We start from the raw sequence: 21,231 nt of genomic DNA, 5'->3' as shown, positions 1-21,231 counted from the left end.
ACCGGATGGTTATGGCTTACAAACTGCTGGCTTACAGGAGACGCAATGATGCATCTCTACCGTATCTGATTCATAAACAGGGACAAATCACCGTCGGCAGCGGCTTTCAGCAGCAGAAACCGCCAGACATTGCTAATGGCTACGTAACCGTCGACTTCCGCCCGATTGAGCGTAACTACACTTTGCAGAAGCGTCGGCAAATCGGTCAAACCACTGGTATAGCGGGCTTTCGCCTGATCATATGCCTGACGAGCCGCTCGTAGCTGAAGTGGCGCCTGACGGGCCTGTTCCAGTGCTACGTCATACTGCGTATCGGCTTCCTGATACTGTCGGTTGATGCGCAATCGCTGCTCATTGAACAATTGCCGGAACCGCTCCACCTGAAACTGGTCGGCCTGATAATCACGTCGACTACGCAGCAGATTCGTTACATTCCACCGAGCTACCACACCTACCAGATAATTACCCACCTGATAGCCCAGGCCATTGAGTTGATTGTTTAGAAACACATCACCCTGGTTAGCGAAGCCCGATCCACGGGCATTGCCCACCCCCACCAGCGAAATCATCGGCATACCCGACCGTTGCGTGGCTAAACTCCGGGCCGCCGATAGGTTGATCTGCGATTCAAACAGGCGGAGAGTTGGGTTTTTGGGCGAAATGGAATCCGACCGAAAAGCGTCGTTGGGCAGATCGGCATAAAAACGCATACTATCGACCCGAAGATTAGCCTGTAGCAAACCCGTCAGTTCGGAGAGTCGGAGCCGTTGTACCTGCTCGCACTGCTGACTTTCGAGCAGGAGCAAACGCGCCCGAACAGCCTCTGCGGTAGCCAGTGCACTATCGACACCCGCCCGCATCCCCGACCGAACGCCCGAGTCGACCACCCGTTTGAAGGTTTCGGCCCGGTCCAGATTGCTCCGTTGAATCTGCACCAGTTTCTGATTGATCAGCAACATCAGATACGCATCAATGGTGCGCACCTGATGTTGGAACACTTCATTATCATAATCGACCTGACTCCGTTGCAGATCGGCTTTGGCAACGCCAATATTCGCTTTGACCCGCCCAAACGTAATAGCCCGCCATTCGATGGAAGCGGTCGAAAAGCTACCGAAGCTAGCCTGCGAAATGGCCACAGGTCGTACTCCCCCCGAGGTGGATATATTAACACTTTCATTCGGAAAGAACGAACCATTCAGACTGTTGCTGGTGGCGTAGTTGTACTGATGCTGGAGTAGCATAATCGGCATCAACTCCGTTCGGCTAGCCTCTACCCGACGCTCGGCACTATTGATTTCGGCCTGCTTTGCTTTCAGGAAAGGATACTGTCGAACGCTCTGCTCTACCACCTGATTCAGTGTAAGAGACTGGCCCCAGGAAGATAACCCGAATAGGCTCAGTCCAATCAGCAGACACCCGGTTTGCCAGTACGTACTTCCCGGTGTTAAAAGCCGCTGTCGAACGTAAGCGAAAAAAAAGCTCGTCATGTTCATGCACCCGACGGTCCTTTAGCCGACGGTCAGGTATACGCAAAACACAGCATCAATTTTGGAAACATTTGGGAAACCAGACCTTTGAGCATACGTTTATGGCCCAACTCTTCGTAAAACACACGATTATATTACTATCGGAACCATTAACTTAGGCTAGGGTATAACTCAATAGCCATACGTATTATCCGCTTTGGCTTTTTTTATGGAAAACGAATAGTTAGTAAACCGATAGTCTATGCTTTTTGAACTCGAACCGCAATCCGTCGTTGGAAAAGTTATTTGTACTGGCGGTTTATTTTTCGCACAATTTCTGCAACCGATTGCATAGAGTCTACATCTAGCTAACACCCGTATGATGAAACGCCTGCTCCTTGTTTTTTTGTTGTGTACGTCAACAAAACCCCTGCAAGCTCAGCTTCGATTACCCCGATTAATCAGCGACGGGATGGTGTTGCAGCGTGATACCCCCCTGACCATTTGGGGGTGGGCGAAAGCAGGCGAAAAAATCACGGTGCGTTTTAACCGGAAAACCTATAAAACTGTAACCGATGCCACGGGGAAATGGCAGGTCAAACTAGCACCCACAGCAGCAGGGGGCCCGTATAGCATGGACATTGTGGGTAGTTCTCAAGTAACCGTAAACGATATTCTGATCGGGGATGTGTGGTTTTGTAGCGGTCAGAGCAATATGGTTCACCAGCTCAACATCCATGACGTCACCTACGCCAACGAAATAGCGAACGCCAACGATCCGCAGATTCGGCAATTCTGGATACCCACCCTTACGAATCTGCAAGGCCCTCAGAGCGATCTGCCCAATGGTCAGTGGAAAGCCGCCGTCGGAGACGATGTTCGTCCCTTCTCGGCCGTCGCGTATTTCTTTGCCAAAAAAATTCATGAAAAGTACGGGATACCCATCGGCATCATCAACGCCAGTGTCGGCGGTACACCCATTGAAGCCTGGATGAGCGAAGACGGCCTGACCGATTTCTCCGCCCTGAAAGCGACCCTTGAGAAGAACAAAGACACCACGTACATCAACAGCCTCAACCGACGACAGCCTTCCAGTCGGCCTGCTCCTCCCGTCGATTTAGGTCTGACCGGAGCTACCAAATGGTACGATCCAGCTTATGTGCCCAAAGGCTGGCGCCCTATCAACATTCCCGGTTATTGGGAAGATCAGGGAATAAAAGACCTGAATGGCGTAGTCTGGTATCGACGGGAAATTACCCTTCCGGCTTCAATGGCCGGAAAACCTGCCCGCGTATTTCTGGGTCGAATCGTCGATGCCGATGAACTCTATATCAACGGCAAATCGGTAGGCCGGACCACCTATCAGTACCCACAGCGTCGGTATGCCGTTCCGGCCGATTTGCTGAAAGCGGGTAAAAATGTGTTTGTCGTGCGGGTGACGAACATGGCGGGCAAAGGCGGTTTTGTACCCGACAAGCCCTATTGTGTGTTTGCGGGAGCCGATACCGTTGACCTGAAAGGGACCTGGCAGTATAAAGTCGGCACCGTTTACCGACCTGCTGGAGGTTCGTTTGGTGGTAGTATTGCCGCTCAGAATCAGCCAGCCGCTTTGTATAATGCGATGGTAGCCCCCGAAATCAAGTACGCCATCAAGGGATTTTGCTGGTACCAGGGCGAAAGCAACGCCGGACAACCTGAGCAGTACCGCACGCTGTTGCCAGCGTTGATCAAAAACTGGCGGACTCAGTGGCAACAGGGCGAGCTACCGTTTTTATTCATCCAGCTTCCAGGCTTTATGGACTACAACTACCTCCCTTCCGAAAGCGACTGGGCTATTCTGCGGGAAGGTCAACTCAAAGCCCTATCCATCCCGAATACCGCTATGGTTGTAGCCATTGACCTGGGCGAATGGAATGATATTCACCCTGACAACAAACGGTCGGTAGGCGAACGACTGGCCCTTGCCGCTCTGAAAACAGCTTATCACGAAAATCTGGTTTCTTCGGGCCCCTTATATCAATCGGCAAAGGTCGACGGCAATAGGATCACCATTAGTTTTTCTAATGTAGGGAGTGGGCTGATTACCAACGACGGGGAAGAACTGGGGGAGTTTGCTATTGCGGGCAGTGATAAAAAATTTGTCTGGGCAAAGGCAAAAATCGAAGGCGATAAAGTGGTTGTATGGAGCGACGAAGTGCCTTCTCCGCAATACGTGCGATACGCCTGGGCCGACAATCCCGTGAATCCAAATCTTTATAATACAGAAGGGTTACCTGCTTCGCCGTTCCGAACCGATAACTAAGCCTCTTAAACCGTTATGTATTTTCCAAACCATCTGACTTTAGCCCTGTTGATGAGCCTCCCCTGCTGGGCCATCGCCCAGCAAGCCCCCATCGACAGTAGTAAATACCCTCCGCTGAAAACTATGACGGCCCAGCAGGACCAGGCCAATATGATGCAGCAACTGGGGCTCAAAAAACTAAGGCCAGGCCCAAGTGGCAACGAATCGGACCCGAACCATGCTAATTACGATGAGTCGCAGGCCAACCCCTGCCCGCAACTACCCGATGTCCTGACCACCAGAAAAGGCAAGAATATAACCAAGCCCGAAGAATGGTGGCGTGTACGTCGGCCTGAACTTATCGAGGATTTTGAACGGGAAATGTATGGGCGTATCCCAGCCAACGTACCCAAAGTGACCTGGACAGCGAAAGTCACCGACAACGAATTTGTGGGCCGTATTCCCGTGATTGCCCGACACATGATTGGCCGGGTCGATAACAGCGACTACCCACTCATCAATGTAAACCTCAACATGGTGCTGGTGCTGCCCCAGAACGTAAAAGGTCCGGTCCCTGTCATGATCATGCTCGGGTTCCCTACCTTACCGGCCCCGGCTCAGCCTTCGCTTCCTGAGATGGAAAAGATCAATGCAGCCTTTAAGGAGCTGATGATCAAGAGTGATCCGGAGCTAAAAGCCATCTTCGATAAATACCCCGCTTACTCGCCCATCACCCGACTGCCCGGCCCCAATTTCTTTGCCCCCGCCCCTAATGGTGACTCCCCCCCGACCGAGCAACTGCTGGCGGCTGGCTGGGGCTATTGTACGCTGGAGCCAGGCAGCATTCAGGCCGACAACGGCGCTGGCCTTACCCGAGGCATTATTGGGTTGGTCAATAAGGGACAACCGCGCAAACCGGACAATTGGGGTGCCTTACGGGCCTGGGCCTGGGGAGCCTCGCGGGTGCTGGATTATCTGGAAACCGACCCACAGGTGAACGCCAAACAGGTGGCTATTGAAGGGGTTTCGCGCTATGGAAAAGCAGCCCTGGTCGCGATGGCCTTCGATCAGCGATTTGCGGTGGTGTTGATCGGTTCGTCGGGCAAAGGGGGGGCTACGCTGCAACGGCGCATTTTTGGCGAAGCGGTCGAAAGTCTGGCGGGTAGTGGCGAGTACCACTGGATGGCGGGCAATTACCTCAAATATGCCGCTTCGGAAGCCTCGTCTGGCCCTAAAACCGGCTGCGACCTTCCCGTCGATTCGCATGAATTACTGGCCCTTTGTGCACCAAGACCCACATTCGTCAGCTACGGAATTCCCGAAAAAGGGGATGCCAAATGGCTCGATCAGATGGGTAGTTACAAGGCCACGGTAGCGGCCGGGCCCGTTTTCCAGCTATTGGGAGCCAAAGACCTGAGTGCCAACAGTGCGTTCAATAAAGATGTGATGCCGCCCGTATTGACCGGCCTGATGAACGGCGAACTAGCCTGGCGCCAGCATAACGGCGGCCATACCGATGCCCCTAATTTTCAGTATTTTATTTCCTGGGCCAGTAAGCTGTTAAACTACGAACGGGTGGCGAAGTAATGGTTCTGAGCCATTGCTTGCCAAGCCGATTAAGTTTAGCCGCCTTACAACCAAACGACGATTTTGTCATGCTACGAAACGAAGCATCCAGACCCTAAACCACTTAGGTAGCCCTAACTGAAGATAATTCGTTCCGCAGTATGACAAAGCCGGGCCACTACGTATGCGACATAGGCTCGCATCGGTATCCCGTTATTTTTTAACCACTTCGCCTGAAACTAGTTATCCGTTTATATCTACTTTTCATACGGATGACTATCGAACTTTACAGCACCTCGCCCACCGATTCTTCAGTACCCGTTGAATCGCCCATCTCCAATACAATGGGTGAACTTCCCGCTCAGGAACCTACTCTGGACTTAGGTAATCTGCTCGGCAGTTTCGACTCACGGGAAGAAGCCCTGGCCTTTGTGCAGGCGCAGGCAGACACTCAGCAACAGCAGGTAACCGACAGCCGGATTGTCAAATTTGATGCGTATACCCACGTCGAATTGCTGACCGTAACGCTTCAACAGGCCGATCAGTCAACAGCTTATAAAAACTTCTACCTTGTTCTGGACGAAGGGTATTGAACAGTTAGGCGATGGATAACCACCGCAGGATGGCAGGTCCCCAGTAGTACAGGGTAAAGTAGTAAGTCCCTAACCCCAGCAAGCCCGTTGCCACCAGAAGCACCAGCGATGCGGATAATCGGAGAATGGGCGACGCTTTGTATCGATCGACCCGGATAAATGCTTCAACGACTAACAGGTTTGGCAGGTAAAAGAAGAAGTCCATAACGTGATCGAACCAACCACTAAACGAACGCGTATGCCCCAGACCGTCGGTCAGCAGCACCCAGAAGCCATAATCCATCCGATAGAGCCAGGAGCCAATCGCCAGTGCATACAATCGTAAGGCCCAGGCCCGATGGGTATCGACACGACCCGCCACAGCATGGCGATAGGTTTCAATAGCGGCCACAACCATCAGGATTCCGTAGAGTGCGAAACCGATATCCATGTAGATACCCCCAATTGTTCCTTTAACGCCAATAAAGATCAATCCACCCACAGCCGCCAGGAGCGAAGCCAGCACATAGATACGCCCAATCCAGCGATGCACTGCCGGAAATCGATTTCTGACAGCTTCGATCAACTGAATACTTCCCAACACGAGGATGATTCCCCCCATAGCAAAATGCAGCCCTATACCGGCTGTAGCAATCGCTGTGTCCCGCTCATATAACCGGGGTAGCATCTGATTCCAACGGCTCATGTCGCCGTTATACAAGGCAGCCGCATAGAAGGCCAGGATATACAGCCCAAATAAGGCGGCACTGGTCCATACCGTTATCACCAGCAATAGGCTCGTCCAGCGCAGGATGGTTACACTCGGTTTTGCCAGAAGAGACGGATGGGTTGGTTGAACAGGTGCTTCTGTAGAGAGGTTCGGCATGGATTTGGTGAGTCGTTCTGGTAAGTCGTCAGAGGAAGGTATATTGCCTAAATTTAGAATACATAGAACGAATCCCCATCGGTTTTGCAGAAAATAGTCAACCAGAATGGAACACACATAAAAGTAGTAAGGGCCAAGGCTCCCTTACTTCTGCGCTATCTGCGCCCGAATGCGGCTGAGCGACGGCCCTTTAATGCCCAGATAAGACGAAATATGCCCCAGCGATACCCGATTCATAATACCGGGCTGATTGGTCAATAAATCCATATATCGCTCCTCGGCCGACTGGGTCAGCAGGCTCTCCGAACGGGTCTGGTTGACCATAAAATACTGCTCGGCCAGCAACCGCCCAAAGCGTTCCCATCCATGCGACTGCGCGTAGAGCTGTTGTAGATGGTCGTAGTCGATCACCAGCAATTCGGCATCTTCCAGGGCTTCTATCAGATATGGACAGGTCGTTTTGGTCAATAGGCTTTTCAGGGATGTCAGAAAGGCATATTCAGGAATAAAATAGAGGTTGTGCTCCTGCTCCGTTCGGGGATCAATGTAATACACCCGAAAAATCCCTTTCAGAATAAACCCCACCTGCCGACATACGGAGTGCTGAAAATTAAAATACTCATGTTTGGCAATGCTTCTGACCGTCCAGAACGAATCACCTAACCTGAGATCCTCTTCGGAGAGTTGGGCAAACTGCTGCAAATGCTGATGTAGGGTCGTGTGTTTCGTAGTGGTCATAGCTATTCGTTACTTCCAATTGGACACGAATTCTTATGATTTGCCAAGATCTGCGTACATCACAAGATTCCTACAAATCCGTGTTCAATCGTTTATTCTCTTTTTAACATAGGTGAAAAATTGGCAAAAAGTGCCCGGCTACCTTTGAGGCATCAAAAACAAATCATAAAACAATTTAAAGTTTACGCTCATGAAAATCGTACGCAATGCCTCTGCTCACTGGACTGGAACCGGAAAAGATGGAAAAGGAGACCTGACCACCGCCAGCACCGTTCTGAACAAAACCCAATATTCGTTCAACACCCGGTTTGCCGATGGAGTCGGCACCAACCCCGAAGAGCTGGTAGCGGCCGCCCACGCAGGTTGCTTCGCTATGCAACTGGCTTTCAACATTCAACAGGCCGGTTTCGCAGCCGATTCACTGGACGTTAGTTGTGCCATCACCCTCGAAGATGGTGGAATTTCCAGCTCAAAATTGACACTTACAGCCGCAGTGCCTGGCCTGGATCAGGCTAAATTCGACGAACTGGTCGACCATGCTGAACATAACTGTCCTATCTCCAAGCTATTCAATACCACCATTAGCGTTGAGGCTACCCTGGCCTAAACAGCGTATAGAACCTAAACCGTGAGGACGCAAAGGCGCAGGCAGTGCAAATCAATACGTACTGCCCTGCGCCTTCGCGTCCTCACAACTTTTAAACACATCAGTAATTTACTGGCTATCAGCCCTTTTAGAACCAAATACTACGCTAATATAACCGATTGATCCATGACCTTATCTACCAACCTTCTCAAAGCGCTCGACTGGACAGTTGAAACGATCCAATTCTGCAAAAAGCACTTCGGATTTATTTTTAGCCTGGGCCTGATTGCCGCTATCGGGCGATGCATTCAGTTGAAGGCCTTCGGTCCCATAAGCCCCCTGTCGCACGTTCTGCTGGAAGTCGTTGTGGAGTCGGCCCGGATTCTGATTTTCCTGTATGCACTGGGCCTTACCAATATCCGAACAGGCATCGTTCGGCTGGTTCAGATCGTCACGGACAAACAGGGCAGAAAGCAGAACGGGCGGCTGGCAATCCAAAAACTCCGAACCAGGTGGGGAGCCTTAGTGGCCAATCTGATCGTGTTTTCAGTGATTGCCCTACTGTTCAATAAACTGATCGACCACATTGCCTACGAGACCTGTTTATACATTACTCTGAAAGCCCGCCAACTAATTTCCGATCAATCGTCGGAATGGGCAATCATCCTTTTTTTTAAAAACATTTCGGTCATCCCCTTTACCCTGATCTTCAACGCACTATTCTGCCTTTGGCTGGTCAATCGGCTACCCCGACCCGTTCTGGCCAACTAGCGTTTGATCTGTCAATACGACCCAAGCCGAACGCCCCCATCGTGATCGAACGTCTATGGCCTTGTGGCTCTCTACAGAGATTCGATCACGATGGGGGCGTTCGGCTTGGGGCGCTGCTGGCGAAATTAATGAGCTTGGTGCATCGCTGCAGATGCCTTATGCTGAACTTTGAGGCTACGCGCCATTAGGGAACCAATCATCAATGATGACAGAACCAGACTAAGTACTAAGCAGTGTTTGAATTTCATGGTAGTTGTTGCTTACTGTTGGAAGGGACGCTACAAAAATGACGGTTCAGCCTGGCTCCTCCTACGATAAATTGATTAACCGTCGAATTTCAGGGATAAAACCCCTGAAAACAGCGATAAATCCCAGACCCTTTCATTCATCGGCCACGGTCGATACGGTTGTAACAAGGTGCGGGAAGCTGCGGTATTGGGCAAAAATGGCGGAATGTTGCCGCGTTGCGATCAGGTGATATGATCATGAAAAAAAAGTGAAACTTTTCCTTGACTCTCCCCTTACGTCATAGCCTACATTTGCCAGGGCAATCCAAACAAGTGTCTATTATGCGGTATTATTCGGTCAATAAGCTGGCCAGACTGGCGGGTGTCAGTGTGCGTACACTCCATCATTACGACCGGATCGGCCTACTAAAACCATCTGTCCGGACCGAGGCTAAGTATCGACTGTATGGCGAAAAAGAGCTGATCCGCCTGCAGCAGATTCTGTTTTACAAAGAACTGGATTTCTCACTTGAGGAGATTCTGCATATCCTGGAAAACCCGGCGTTTAACACGCTGCAAGCCCTCGAAAGTCATAAACTAGCTCTTCAGGCTCGGCAATATCGGCTTTCAAAACTACTGACGACGATTGACAAAACCATTTCAACCCTAAAAGGCGAACAAATCATGTTGACCAACGACGAATTATACGAAGGCTTTCCAAAAGGTAAAGACTACCGGCTGGAAGCGATTGACAAGTAAGGTAGCCAAACCGTTGAGAACAGCGAAGCCAAGCTGAAGCAATTAGGAAAAGCTGGCTTTGAGCAACTCAAAGCCGATCAGCAGGCTATTGCACAGATGTTGCTAAGCCTGACTGATCAGGACCCAACCAGTCCGGCGGTACAACAACAGATTGCCCGGCATTATGCCAACATCCGAGGTTTTTGGGGCGAACAAGCTTGTCAGTCGAAGGATATGGCCAAAGCCTACAAAGGGCTGGCGCAACTGTACATCGACGATCCTCGGTTTACGGTCCGGAACGGCAAGGAAAACCCCGAATACGCGGCTTTCCTGCACAAAGCCATGGTCTACTTTGCCGACACACAGATTTTGTCCTAAACTATTCAAACTCCCACTTGCTTACCCACGGATCCTGGGTCTGCTTCTGAAACTGCTTTAGTTTGGCCTGCATCCGGGTAAGTACCTCCCGATACTTCGGATCGGTAGCCAGGTTGCGGACCTCATCGGGGTCGGCCAGAATATCGTAAAGTTCAAAACGCGGGCGGTGCAAATAAGCCGCTACTGTTCGTTTGCCGTATCGTATCTCCCCTTTCTTAAGGCCATTCTGCCAGGTAAAAGACTGATATAGATCGAGCGCCATTGGGTACGTCAATTCGTGGGCTATGTTGAAAATCAGCTTATAGCGCCGTTCGCGCAGAACCCGCATCGGGTAATACATCGTGACCTCATGCAGCGAATGCGAAGCATACACATCATCCCAGCCCGTTACGGATGCCTGCTCAACAATTGATCGGAACGAACGGCCATGGGTAGTAATCGTGTTCACGTCTACACCCGCAAAGTCCAGCAATGTAGGCATCAGGTCGACCCACGAGATCATAGCCTCCTGCACGAAACCGCGTTTGTGCTGGCCGGGCAGTTTCACGATGCAGGGCAACCGCATCCCCGGTTCATACAGATTCGTTTTGGCACCCGGAAAGGGAGCCCCGTTGTCTGACAGATAAACGATCAGGGTGTTATCATACTGGCCTGTCTCCTTCAGATATTCCACCAATCGACCAACACCCTGATCGAGCCGGCTAATGGCTTCATAATATTGCGCCAGTTCCATCCGACTGGCCCGATTATCGGGCAGGTAGGCCGGCACGCTGACTTCCCGAGGTTGGTAGAAATGATCGCCCACCTGCGGATACCCACCCGGTCGGTTACCAAACAAATTCGGTTTTGTACCATCAAAGATGGGCGAACCATCTGGTGCGATGGTATTGCTGCGGTGCGGGTCATCGGTCGCGAAATACAGAAAGAATGGTTTCGCTGGCTCCTCCGTCATAAACTCATAACACCCCCTCGCCATCTCAACAGGGCTACGGCCAATTGAAGCCGGATCATTGACTTTACCCGCACCGAGTACCCGCTGGAAACGATAGACCGATTCTGGTGCTACGTGCAGTTTGCCAATACGGGCCGTACGATAGCCAGCCTGTTCGAGCCGAACGGGCAGTGCGTGTACCGTATCGAAGGAGCGAAAATGATGAATCTGATGCTCCAGGCCATACATACCATTGGCATGATTATGGATACCTGTCAATACTACCGAGCGGCTGGGGCTACAACTGGCTGCGGTACAAAAAGCGTTCGAAAACCGCACGCCATCGGCTGCTAACTGATCGATATGAGGGGTACGTATGGCCGTATTGCCATAACACCCCACAGCTTCGCGGCCATGGTCATCGGCAACAATCAGAACGATGTTAGGCCGCTGGTCAACGGGTGATCTACTATCGTCCTGAAGCCTTTCGGGGCCTTTTGCCAACCCTTGCAACAAAATCAAACCTATTGATAAACAATCAATTAAACCCAGAATAAGCATAGTACTTATAATCAAAAACGAAATACCTCGTCAATAATACCTTTTTCCTCGCATCGCCTGTAAACTCCTCCTCTTAAATCACCCTAACTGCCTGAGCAATTGGCACAAATGCACTACCGATCCTAAAAACAATATTCCATTCATTCATCTTAGGCACACTATTTGTCACCGGATTTAATATCCTATCCATTTAATAGATCCTCTATGTACTCACCTTTACGGAAGCTAGTATTTTTAATACTGGCAATTTTGCCGTTTACTACCCTGTATGCCCAGCTCACGATTACGAGTCCGGTAACCAGGATGGTATTTCAGCGTAATTTAGCGAACCAGGCCTCAGTTACCATAACTGGCATGGCACCGACCAATGCCACCCTGGTTGAGGCCCGTTTTATACCGATCTCGGCTACGCAGGGAACCCTTACAAACTGGTCGTCACTCTCGTTTTTATCAGGAACCTCCTCCTTCCGGGGGCAGGTAGCCGTAAATGGCGGCTGGTATCGATTGGCGGTCAGAGCCAAAAACGGGTCGGTAATTATAGCAGAAACCCAGGTTGATCGGGTGGGCGTGGGCGAGGTATTTGTAGTAGCGGGTCAATCGAACGTATTTGGCGGCCTGCAGCGTGTCTCGAGTTCGGTCGAAGATCGCGTGAGTTGCGTCGATTTCCGGCAGGATAGCATCAGCGAACAGCTTTTGCCCTTACAATTCAGCAAAATCAGCTATGGCAGTTCTATAGGCCCCAGCCAGCCCCCACATTTATGGAGTACCCTGGGCGACAAGCTGGTGCAACGCTTAAATGTACCCGTTTTGTTTCTGGGAGCCGCTTTAGGAGGCAGTAGTAGTAGTGAGTGGCAGCAGGGAGCCGTTGGCAATATGGGCACTACCACCAACTCGTCGGTCTACAGGCGACTGGGCGAAGCGCTGCTGCATTATGTGTCCCGAACCGGCGCCCGGGCCGTATTGTGGCATCAGGGCGAAACCGACACCTACTACAACGTTAGTGGCCAAACGTATTATAACAATATCAGTGCCGTTATTGAGAAAAGCCGGCAGCAGGTGGGTTCGCAACCGTTAGCCTGGATGATTTCGCGCGTGAGTTACAATAACGGCCAGACCAACGCGAATATTATTGCAGCTCAGAATCAGCTCATTGCCAATGTAACCAATGCGTTTCCCGGTCCAGCCAGCGATAGTATAATAGGGACTGCAAACCGGCCAGACAATATTCACATGAAAGGACCAGGGTTGGTCCGATTTACCAATAGCTGGGATCAGGCCCTGACGACTTCCTTTTTTCAGAATGCGGTCCCTTTTATGCCGAACGATCCTGGTGCCCTGATTACCACCGGATACAGTTTACCCCTTCTGCGTCGGCAGGGCGATACACTGGCAGTAGCCTCACTTCGTAGCAACCCGTATCAGCCATCGGGTCAGTACGTGGCTCAAATCGTTCGGGCCAGCGATGGAACGGTTGTTTACGAGTCCTCTCCCACGACGGAAAATCCGATTTTAATAAAGATTCCATCCAACCTGCCCAACAGCCAATACCGGCTCCGAACCCGCTCAACCAACCCCGTCATTCTGGGCACCCTCAGCGAACCGTTTGCCATCCAGCAATCGGCTGCGCCTGCCCCCTTAACCCGTGTGTTACGCCAGCCTGTTCTGGGCGGCACGGTGCCCGATGCCATCCGGCGTGTTTCGTACAAATACGATTCCTATACACATGGTTTTTTTGCCATGGTAGAATCAACGGCTCCGGTTGAAATTAAACTTGAACGCATCGATGGAGGAACGTTCACCGACACAGGCTGGTATCTGGCCCCACCCATGTCGCAGGCACCCGATTATGAAGAGTTTGCCAATTTTACCTATGTCCGAAATTATCCTCCCCAGGCAGTCGGTGTTGGGGGGGTTACGCCTGGCAAATACCGATACTCGCTACGGCTACAGGGCAATACGAGTCAGGTGATGTGGTTCGACATTACGTTTATCGACGCCCGACAAATCCTTTACCAGAAAGAACCAACTACGTTTATTCAGCCTCTCCTGACAGTAAATAATACGCCTACCCCACCTGTTTGCATCACAAATCCGCTTACCCTATCCATCGATGTTATTGATGGACCTAAAGACGGGATTTATAGTGTGCGGCTATCGGACCCAGCCGGTTCGTTTACCAATGAAACAACGATCAGCAGTGTTACGGCTACTGGCCCCTTTACGGTTACACTCTCCCCGGCATTGGCCTCAGGTGACCAGTACCGCATTCGGGTAGTGACCAGCAACCCTAGTATTGCAACCTTACCCAGCCCACCCTTTTCGCTCTGTAACGAAGCCGACCTTTCCATTTCGATGGTCCTAAGTAGCCGTAGCCCTTCTGTAAATCAGCCAGTCACCCTGACATTAGTATTGGCGAACGATGGACCGGCCACTGTTGACAGTGTAACCCTGCGAAGCTTGCTTCCAGCAGGAATTGATTTTGTCAATACAACGGATGCCAATGTGAATGCCGACGCCAATACGGTTCGGATGAAATCGGGAAAGCTGGAAGCGGGCAGCACCCTGCCCTTTGCCTTTCAGATCAAGGCCAATCAGGCTGGCACATTCCTGACATCGGCTCAGATTATGACCAGCAGCCACCGGGATTGGGATAGCCAGCCGGGGTCGGGTACGGGCGACGGGCAGGACGATGAAGCTACAGTCGATTTACGCACACTGGAGCGCAGCGATTATGTGAGCGTTTCACCCAATCCCAACCAGGTACCGCTCCCTAATGTACAATCGAATCAGCCCCTTACTGACCCAACAAAAGCGGATCTGAGTCTGGCTATTGTTAGCGACCAGCTCGTTCTGACGCCCAATCAGGTAGCCAAGTTCACCTTTATTGTAACGAACAGCGGAGGGGCGATGGCCAACAATGTAACCCTGAAAACACTACTCCCTACAGGCTGGCAATTGGCCGTTACCAATGGCTTGACCATCAGCGGGCAGTCCGTAACCGCCAATATAGGCCCCATCTCGGCAGGTAATAAGGGGAGCATGTCGCTGTTTGTTCAGGTCCCCAGTTCAGGAACACTCCAGGGTCAGGTATGGAGTGTCACCCCATCGGACCCTGACTCCACGCCAGGCAACGGCTACACCAATGGGGAGGACGACGAAGCGATTGTTAGCGTACGGGTAAAGTAACGTTGATGTTAACGGATGGCACTAAAATTGTTTCATTTATCATCCATATCATCCATTAACGAATACGTATCCGTAACTTATTTTTCATGCTTCTATCTACGTTCCGACGACTGCTCATCTCTGCACTTCTGATTACTTCCCCCTTATTAACCTATTCACAAACCTTAACGCCAACTGACAACCGAGATACACTTCGTCGGATAGCCGAAGAAGAAGAACGCCGGTTAATGGACCCGCTCCTGAAACGGGTTCCTTATGAACGACTGGACGAAGCCCGCCAGCAAATTAACCGGAAAGCAGCCGGAGCACGAACGGCCATTCCGAACATTACCTGGCAGGAACGCGGCCCCAGTAATTTAGGTGGCCGGACCCGTACACTCCTGTTTGACCCAAATGACGTTACGCACAAAAAAGTATGGATCGGTAGTCCATTGGGTGGCCTTTGGTATACCAATGACATCACGGATTCAAACGCGGGCTGGACGCCAGCCAGTGACTCCTGGGAAAACATGGCAGTCACAGCCCTGGCCGCTGATCCATCGAACCCACAGGTGATGTATGCCGGTACGGGCGATGGATATGGGTATATAACAGGCGGTGGAATCTGGAAAACAACCAATGGCGGCACTACCTGGGCACGACTCAGCAGTACAATACCGGGTAGTACATACCCGTCACTAGCCTATGGTTTTGGGTATATCCAACGTATTGTGGTCAATGCCAACGGCTATGTATTTGCCGCTACCCGGCTGGGCATCTTTCGATCAATAGACGGTGGCACAAGCTGGCAGTATGTACTGGCTCCTAATCAGGGAATTGGCGCGAGCAATGTAACAGGCAACTACAACAACGATATGGCTACGGACCTTGAACTGGCCAGCGATGGCGTTTTATACGCCAGTTTCAATCCGAGTCGGGTGTTTAAATCGACGAATACTGCCGGTACTACTTGGACCGAAATTACCCCAACTGGGGCATCAGGTGGCGAGCGGACTGAGTTAGCGCTGGCCCCCACAACAAGCGGTAGCTCTCAGGTTGTTTATGGCGTATCCCGAGCGTATAATTCGAGCAGCTATGGGAAGGATATAAAGTGGTTCAAGAAAAGTACGGATGGCGGCACTACCTGGACCGATTTAACGATTCCTACCTTGGGCTGGGGTGATTATTTTACGTATGGCAATGGATATTATGCATTGAATTTACTAGTTCATCCAACAGATGCCAATACAATTTACGCAGGTAGTTATGATTGGTTTCGCTCAATAAATGGCGGAACCTCCTGGGGTAATCAACTGACCTATTTTTCCTCGTATCAACAAGGGCTTTTTTTTCAGCCTGGTACCGGAACAAGTGCCGCTTTGATAAACGACAATAGCGTTTACTGGTCAACCAATTGGGGAAATAACACCATAACTACTCCTGCAATCGATAGTAGGCACATTGGTTATCGTGGAAGTGATATAAGTTCCGTTTCGATGCGATCTTCACCAGGTGACACGTACTTGCTGGCAGGTGTTCGTCGGGTGGGTTTTGCCCAAATGGCCTCAGCGAGTATTGCAGCAGGTAATTTATTAGCATTTATTACCTATCCGGGCATGACTTTCATTGACGAAGAGGATGCTTCAGTTCAGATTTCTGAGACATTGGGTGCATTCTATCGCAATAACCCATCTGGTACTACCACACTACTTACCTCAATAAACTCCTATTATTCAACTTCGCCCATTCCCAGCGATTACGATAGTCCCTCTAACACCCTATACGCAGCCGATAATTCGAATAGTCAGACATTTATAAAGAAGGTTACTGGCGTTAATAGCACACCTCAAACCACTACATTGACGCTTACAGGTGTTACCAATCTGGCCAGTTATTTAAAGCTTAATGCCGACCGGACTAAACTGTTTATGGGTACGGGTTCAAGTCAGCTCTACCGGATCACGAACCTAAATCAAGCTACACCTACCGTCACAGCTATCGATAATGGAGCATTTCCACAGTACTCAACGATTTCATGCATTGATGTAGGCGCTACTGACGATGAACTACTCGTCACCTTGTCAAACTTTGGTATCCAGTCGGTCTGGTACACAACCAACGGAGGTATAAGCTGGACAGGAAAGGATCAGAGTAATTATGGCTTGCCTGATGTCCCTGTCCAATCAGCCTTATTTAATCCACAAAACCGCAAACAAGTCCTTCTTGGAACGGATGCGGGAATTTGGTCGACCGATGATATTACAACAGCTAACCCAGGCTGGGGATTTAGCGGCAGCGGTATGGGGGGAGGGTTCCGGATCAATCAATTACGCTACCGAGCATCAGATGGGCGCATCACGGCCGCCACCAGGGGCCGGGGAGTCTGGTCGACCGATGCATTTGTGATTCCAAACTCAAGCCCTACCATCTCTATTGCCAGTATTTCCAACACAACTCTCTGTGCCGGAAATACATTTACCGTATCATTCACTACGGCAGGCCCAGCTTTTGGAACAGGGAATGCATTTGAGGTATGGTTATCTGATGCGACTGGAAGCTTTATCAGTCCACGCAAAATTGGGGGCAGCACCACAAGTCCTGTCTCTATCACCTTGCCAAGTGGATATAGTGCGCTACCCTATGGAACCAACTATCAGCTAAAAATAATTGCAACTACTCCCAATATTGAGAGCAATCTAAGTAGTGCTTTAGCTATTGGAAATCTGGGGAGTACAAATCTTTATGACAGAAGTATTTTTGTGAATTGGTATGGTAATGGAGGCTCCGTTTGCACCGATGGGCAGATAACTCTTTATGCGTTTACCAGTACTACAAATTCAAATACGCTAACAGCGGAGGGTTATACGTGGTTCAGGAATGGAAGTGTTGTTAGTACTACAACATCTTCTACCTTCGTAGCCCAGCAGGCGGGTACTTACACCGTAGCTGCTAAACAGGCAGGATGTTTGGCTACAAGTAACAATTATACACTTTATGGACAAAGTAGCATCTATAGCTCTATTATTTCAAGTGCATTAGGGGAGCCCCAATGTGATGATCATCCATTAAAAATTCAAGCTAGTTATGCTGGCAATAATGCTACTTTTCAATGGACACGTGATGGGGTAGACATAGCAGGTGCTACTAGTTATTCGTATACTGCCACGCAAACGGGAACGTACGCCCACCGTGTAACCGATGGAAGTTGTTCTACCACTTCATCCTCATCTTATTTTCAGTTTGGCCGCTCACTCTATGCCAATGCTTATTTAGCATCACCTGGAGACTCACTCATCTGCACTGGATCGAATTTGTCTAGTCTGATCTATGCAGATGTTCATAGTATAAATGGTTCCACACTTCGAAATGATTTTACAATCCAATGGTATCGAAATGGTGTAGCTATACCTTATGAGACATACCAGTATATATGGGCTAATCAACCCGGTACCTACTCATTTCTACTTAAGCAAGGCACTTGCCAAACGTTTAGTAATGCTGTCAGTATTCGAGTGGCTAATCAACTCCAGCCTAGTATATCCTACAAATTTGCCAGCAAATCAGCTTGCCCTGGTGAAATACGTACCTTAAGCACAAATGTCTTCTACAGCGGTAATTTTCAGTGGCAAAAAGATGGAATAGATATAGCTGGAGCTACTGGCTCAAGTTATTCAGCAAATACATCAGGAAATTATACTTTAAAATTGACACGTGGGAATTGTGTGGCAATATCATTACCTGTATCGCTCACGTTCACTAATGCCATACAACCTTCACTAACTCTTAACTGGTCTGCAGCTGCTACTGGTGAGTCATGCACCGACGCTAATCCTTATGTCAATGAGACATTCACACTAAGTGGTTATCAATATCAATGGTACAGAAATGGAATACTCTTAGAGTGGGAGACATACAGTGGGATAGTGACGACTCAATCTGGCCTCTATTCTGTACGGGTAACTAATGGAAGTTGCACAGGCTTGTCAAAAGAAATCTATGTTAGCATCAAAAATGGCAATACCTCAAAATCCGTTGTTACAATTTCTCCCACTAGCGCTCAACTCTGCCAGAATAACAGTTTGCTGTTAACGGCGAGTTTATATATGGGTTACTTACAATGGAAGCGAAACGGTGTAGCTATTCCTGGAGCAACAAGCACTCAATTCTACGCTACCCAATCAGGAATTTACACAGTTGTTAACCAGAATGGTTCTTGCACGGCCGAATCTGACCCGGTTGAGGTAAAAATTGGTGAGCCAACCACGGCTAGTCTAAGTGGCAATGCACTCATTAGCAGTGGGCAGTCGGCACGGTTGCCCGTTTCATTTACGGGGCCTGCACCCTGGTCGTTTACGCTCTCTAATGGGCAATCGGTGACGGCTACGTACCAGAATCCGACGCTTGTTTCAGTTTCACCAACTAGCACGACTACCTATCAAATTGCCTCTTTAGTCAATGCCTGTGGATTAGGAACGGTGTCGGGACAGGCGAGTGTGTCGGTGGGAACAGGCAGTGCTGATGTTGCACTCAATATGGCCGTTAGCAACCGAACCCCTAATGTGGGCGATCTGATTACTTACACATTGACAGCTAATAATTCAGGCCCTGACAATGCACAGGGAGTTCAACTGAGCAGTTTACTCCCTTCAGGCTTATCGTTTGTCAGTACCAGCTCGCCGGGAGTCAGTTTTGCCAACGGTGTCGTTTCGGCCAACCTGGGAAGCATTCTGGCCAATAACCAAAGCATCGTCAGTTTCCAGGCCACCCCTACACAGCCTGGCGTTTTTCTTACGTCGGCCCAGGTTACAGCTACTCAAACGCCCGACCCCGATAGCCAACCCAACTCCGGTACGGGTGATGGCCAGGATGATGCCGTTACAGTCGACATTCGCACGCCTGTAGGCGGTGCACTCGTTGCCTCAACTAATCCAAATCAGGTACCCTTACCCACTGTACAGAGTAATCAGCCGAGTACAAGCCCCAATACAGCCGATTTGAGCCTATCGATGTGGGTGGACAAAGAAACCCCTACCGTTTCGGAGCTTGTCAGTGCCAGTTTAACCATAGCGAACCAAGGGGGATCGGCAGCTTCATCGATTGTAGTTCAGGTCGTTTTACCCAACGGTTCATTCAGCTCTCAGAGTCCTGTAGGCTGGATACCAGTCAATAGCCAGACCTATAAAATCTACATAAATACGCTGGCTGCGGGAAAGTCGGCTACGGTATTCTTCAAATGGCAGCCAGCCGCCGGTGGCGCCATTCAGGCCCAGATTCTCGACACGGATATAGCCGACCCCGACTCGACACCGGGCAACGGCTACACCAATGGGGAAGATGACACTGCAACGGTCAGCGTACGGGTAAGATAAGAACAACGGAAGGCTATAAAAATGGGAGGGAGAAAAGGAGTACACGCAACTGTTCCTTTTCTCCCTCCCATTTTTATGACTTTTTCACGTTCTACTCCTTCGCCAGAATCTCTTCTAAAAAGGCCCGGAACTTGTCGGCAAATTCGGGACGCTTCAGGGCAAATTCGACGGTTGTTTTCAGAAAATCGAGCTTATTGCCAATGTCGTGCCGCTTGCCTTCGATACAATGGGCGTACAGGTTCTCCCGCTTCAGAAGTAGCAGCATCGCATCGGTCAACTGAATTTCGTTATTCTTACCCGCCGGGGTTTGCTCCAGCATCGTAAAAATTTCGGGCGTCAGAATATACCGCCCTGCAATAGCCAGGTTGGAGGGAGCATCGCTGACCGATGGCTTTTCAACCAGCGTACTCAGTTCCAGGATGCGGTCGCTCAGCGATTTGCCCCCAACAATACCGTAACGGTTTACCTTATCATGCGGCACCTCTTCAACCGCAATCACCGAACCACCATATTGCGCGTACGTATCGATCAGTTGCTGGGTTACCGGAATCACCGAATCCATGATGGTGTCGCCCAGCAATACGGCAAATGGCTCGTTACCAACGTGGTGCTTCGCGTACCGAATCGCATCGCCCAGACCATTCAGTTCCCGTTGCCGTACGTAATGCAGGGTGGCCATGTCCGACAGGCGACGCATTTCATCGAGTAGCAACTGGTCTTCTTTCTCTTCCAGTCGGGCTTCCAGTTCGTGATTACGGTCGAAATGATCCTCAATGGCACGTTTGCCCTTTCCCGTAATAATCAGAATATCTTCAATACCCGAATCAACGGCTTCCTGCACCACGTACTGAATAGTAGGGCGGTCGATGATGGGTAGCATTTCTTTGGGCTGTGCCTTGGTAGCAGGCAAAAACCGGGTTCCAAATCCGGCAGCAGGGATAACGGCTTTCTTTATCATTTTAAAGAGCGAATTAAAGAGCGAAATAGTGAAAG

The 21,231-nt window shown here is 50.2% G+C and carries 13 protein-coding genes and 1 pseudogene; 9 read left to right on the top strand and 5 right to left on the bottom strand.

Going from position 1 to position 21,231, the window contains the following annotated elements; genetic code table 11:
* Positions 1 to 56: 56 nt before the first annotated feature.
* Positions 57 to 1,490, bottom strand: a complete 1,434-nt coding sequence (locus B153_RS0125595) for a TolC family protein (RefSeq protein ID WP_157634853.1) — start codon at positions 1,488 to 1,490, stop codon at positions 57 to 59.
* 358 nt (positions 1,491 to 1,848) lie between these two features.
* On the opposite strand from B153_RS0125595, the gene B153_RS0125590 reads away from it, so the two are divergent.
* The 3 genes from B153_RS0125590 (at position 1,849) to B153_RS0125580 (ending at position 5,909) form a co-directional block, all read left to right on the top strand.
* On the top strand, positions 1,849 to 3,771 hold the full coding sequence (locus B153_RS0125590; protein ID WP_020599601.1) for a sialate O-acetylesterase: 1,923 nt from the start codon (positions 1,849 to 1,851) through the stop codon (positions 3,769 to 3,771).
* Positions 3,772 to 3,786: 15 nt separating this feature from the next.
* Entirely contained in the window at positions 3,787 to 5,337 is a 1,551-nt protein-coding gene (locus B153_RS0125585; RefSeq protein WP_020599600.1) for a glucuronyl esterase domain-containing protein, read from the top strand.
* Positions 5,338 to 5,588: 251 nt separating this feature from the next.
* On the top strand, positions 5,589 to 5,909 hold the full coding sequence (locus B153_RS0125580) for a hypothetical protein (protein ID WP_020599599.1): 321 nt from the start codon (positions 5,589 to 5,591) through the stop codon (positions 5,907 to 5,909).
* 4 nt (positions 5,910 to 5,913) lie between these two features.
* Here the strand turns inward: B153_RS0125580 and B153_RS0125575 are convergent, their stop codons facing one another.
* Both B153_RS0125575 and B153_RS0125570 read right to left on the bottom strand, forming a co-directional pair.
* A complete protein-coding gene (locus B153_RS0125575; protein ID WP_020599598.1) occupies positions 5,914 to 6,774 on the bottom strand; it encodes a DUF2306 domain-containing protein in 861 nt (286 codons plus the stop codon).
* Positions 6,775 to 6,918: 144 nt separating this feature from the next.
* Positions 6,919 to 7,512, bottom strand: coding sequence for a Crp/Fnr family transcriptional regulator (locus tag B153_RS0125570; protein ID WP_020599597.1), 594 nt, complete (start codon positions 7,510 to 7,512; stop codon positions 6,919 to 6,921).
* A 190-nt stretch (positions 7,513 to 7,702) separates the two neighbouring features.
* Here B153_RS0125570 and B153_RS0125565 point away from each other — a divergent pair, with 190 nt between their 5' ends.
* The 4 genes and pseudogenes from B153_RS0125565 to B153_RS38615 form a co-directional block, all read left to right on the top strand.
* Positions 7,703 to 8,119 carry an OsmC family peroxiredoxin gene (locus B153_RS0125565; RefSeq protein WP_020599596.1) on the top strand — a complete coding sequence of 139 codons (417 nt, stop codon included), beginning with the start codon at positions 7,703 to 7,705 and terminating at the stop codon, positions 8,117 to 8,119.
* 165 nt (positions 8,120 to 8,284) lie between these two features.
* Positions 8,285 to 8,869 (top strand): hypothetical protein, encoded by a 585-nt coding sequence (locus tag B153_RS0125560; RefSeq protein WP_020599595.1) that lies wholly within the window; start codon positions 8,285 to 8,287, stop codon positions 8,867 to 8,869.
* 569 nt (positions 8,870 to 9,438) lie between these two features.
* The gene (locus B153_RS38620) at positions 9,439 to 9,855 is read left to right on the top strand and encodes a MerR family transcriptional regulator (protein ID WP_020599594.1); all 417 of its coding nucleotides are present in this window, start codon (positions 9,439 to 9,441) and stop codon (positions 9,853 to 9,855) included.
* 12 nt (positions 9,856 to 9,867) lie between these two features.
* A pseudogene (locus tag B153_RS38615) lies at positions 9,868 to 10,212 on the top strand (TipAS antibiotic-recognition domain-containing protein); the annotation flags it as partial.
* Between the two features lies 1 nt (position 10,213).
* Here B153_RS38615 and B153_RS0125550 read toward each other — a convergent pair.
* Complete coding sequence (locus B153_RS0125550) at positions 10,214 to 11,665, bottom strand: sulfatase family protein (RefSeq protein ID WP_245564946.1); 1,452 nt, start codon at positions 11,663 to 11,665, stop codon at positions 10,214 to 10,216.
* 393 nt (positions 11,666 to 12,058) lie between these two features.
* Between B153_RS0125550 and B153_RS0125545 the strand changes: the two genes are divergently transcribed.
* Positions 12,059 to 14,890, top strand: coding sequence for a sialate O-acetylesterase (locus B153_RS0125545; RefSeq protein WP_245564945.1), 2,832 nt, complete (start codon positions 12,059 to 12,061; stop codon positions 14,888 to 14,890).
* 86 nt (positions 14,891 to 14,976) lie between these two features.
* Positions 14,977 to 20,238 carry a CARDB domain-containing protein gene (locus B153_RS0125540; RefSeq protein ID WP_020599590.1) on the top strand — a complete coding sequence of 1,754 codons (5,262 nt, stop codon included), beginning with the start codon at positions 14,977 to 14,979 and terminating at the stop codon, positions 20,236 to 20,238.
* 91 nt (positions 20,239 to 20,329) lie between these two features.
* Here the strand turns inward: B153_RS0125540 and galU are convergent, their stop codons facing one another.
* Positions 20,330 to 21,196, bottom strand: coding sequence for a UTP--glucose-1-phosphate uridylyltransferase GalU (gene galU, locus B153_RS0125535; RefSeq protein WP_020599589.1), 867 nt, complete (start codon positions 21,194 to 21,196; stop codon positions 20,330 to 20,332).
* Positions 21,197 to 21,231 lie beyond the last annotated feature (35 nt).

Origin of the sequence: Spirosoma panaciterrae DSM 21099 (assembly GCF_000374025.1) — a bacterium.
Classification (GTDB): Bacteria; Bacteroidota; Bacteroidia; order Cytophagales; family Spirosomataceae; genus Spirosoma; species Spirosoma panaciterrae.
This window is presented reverse-complemented; position numbering and strand designations above follow the sequence as displayed.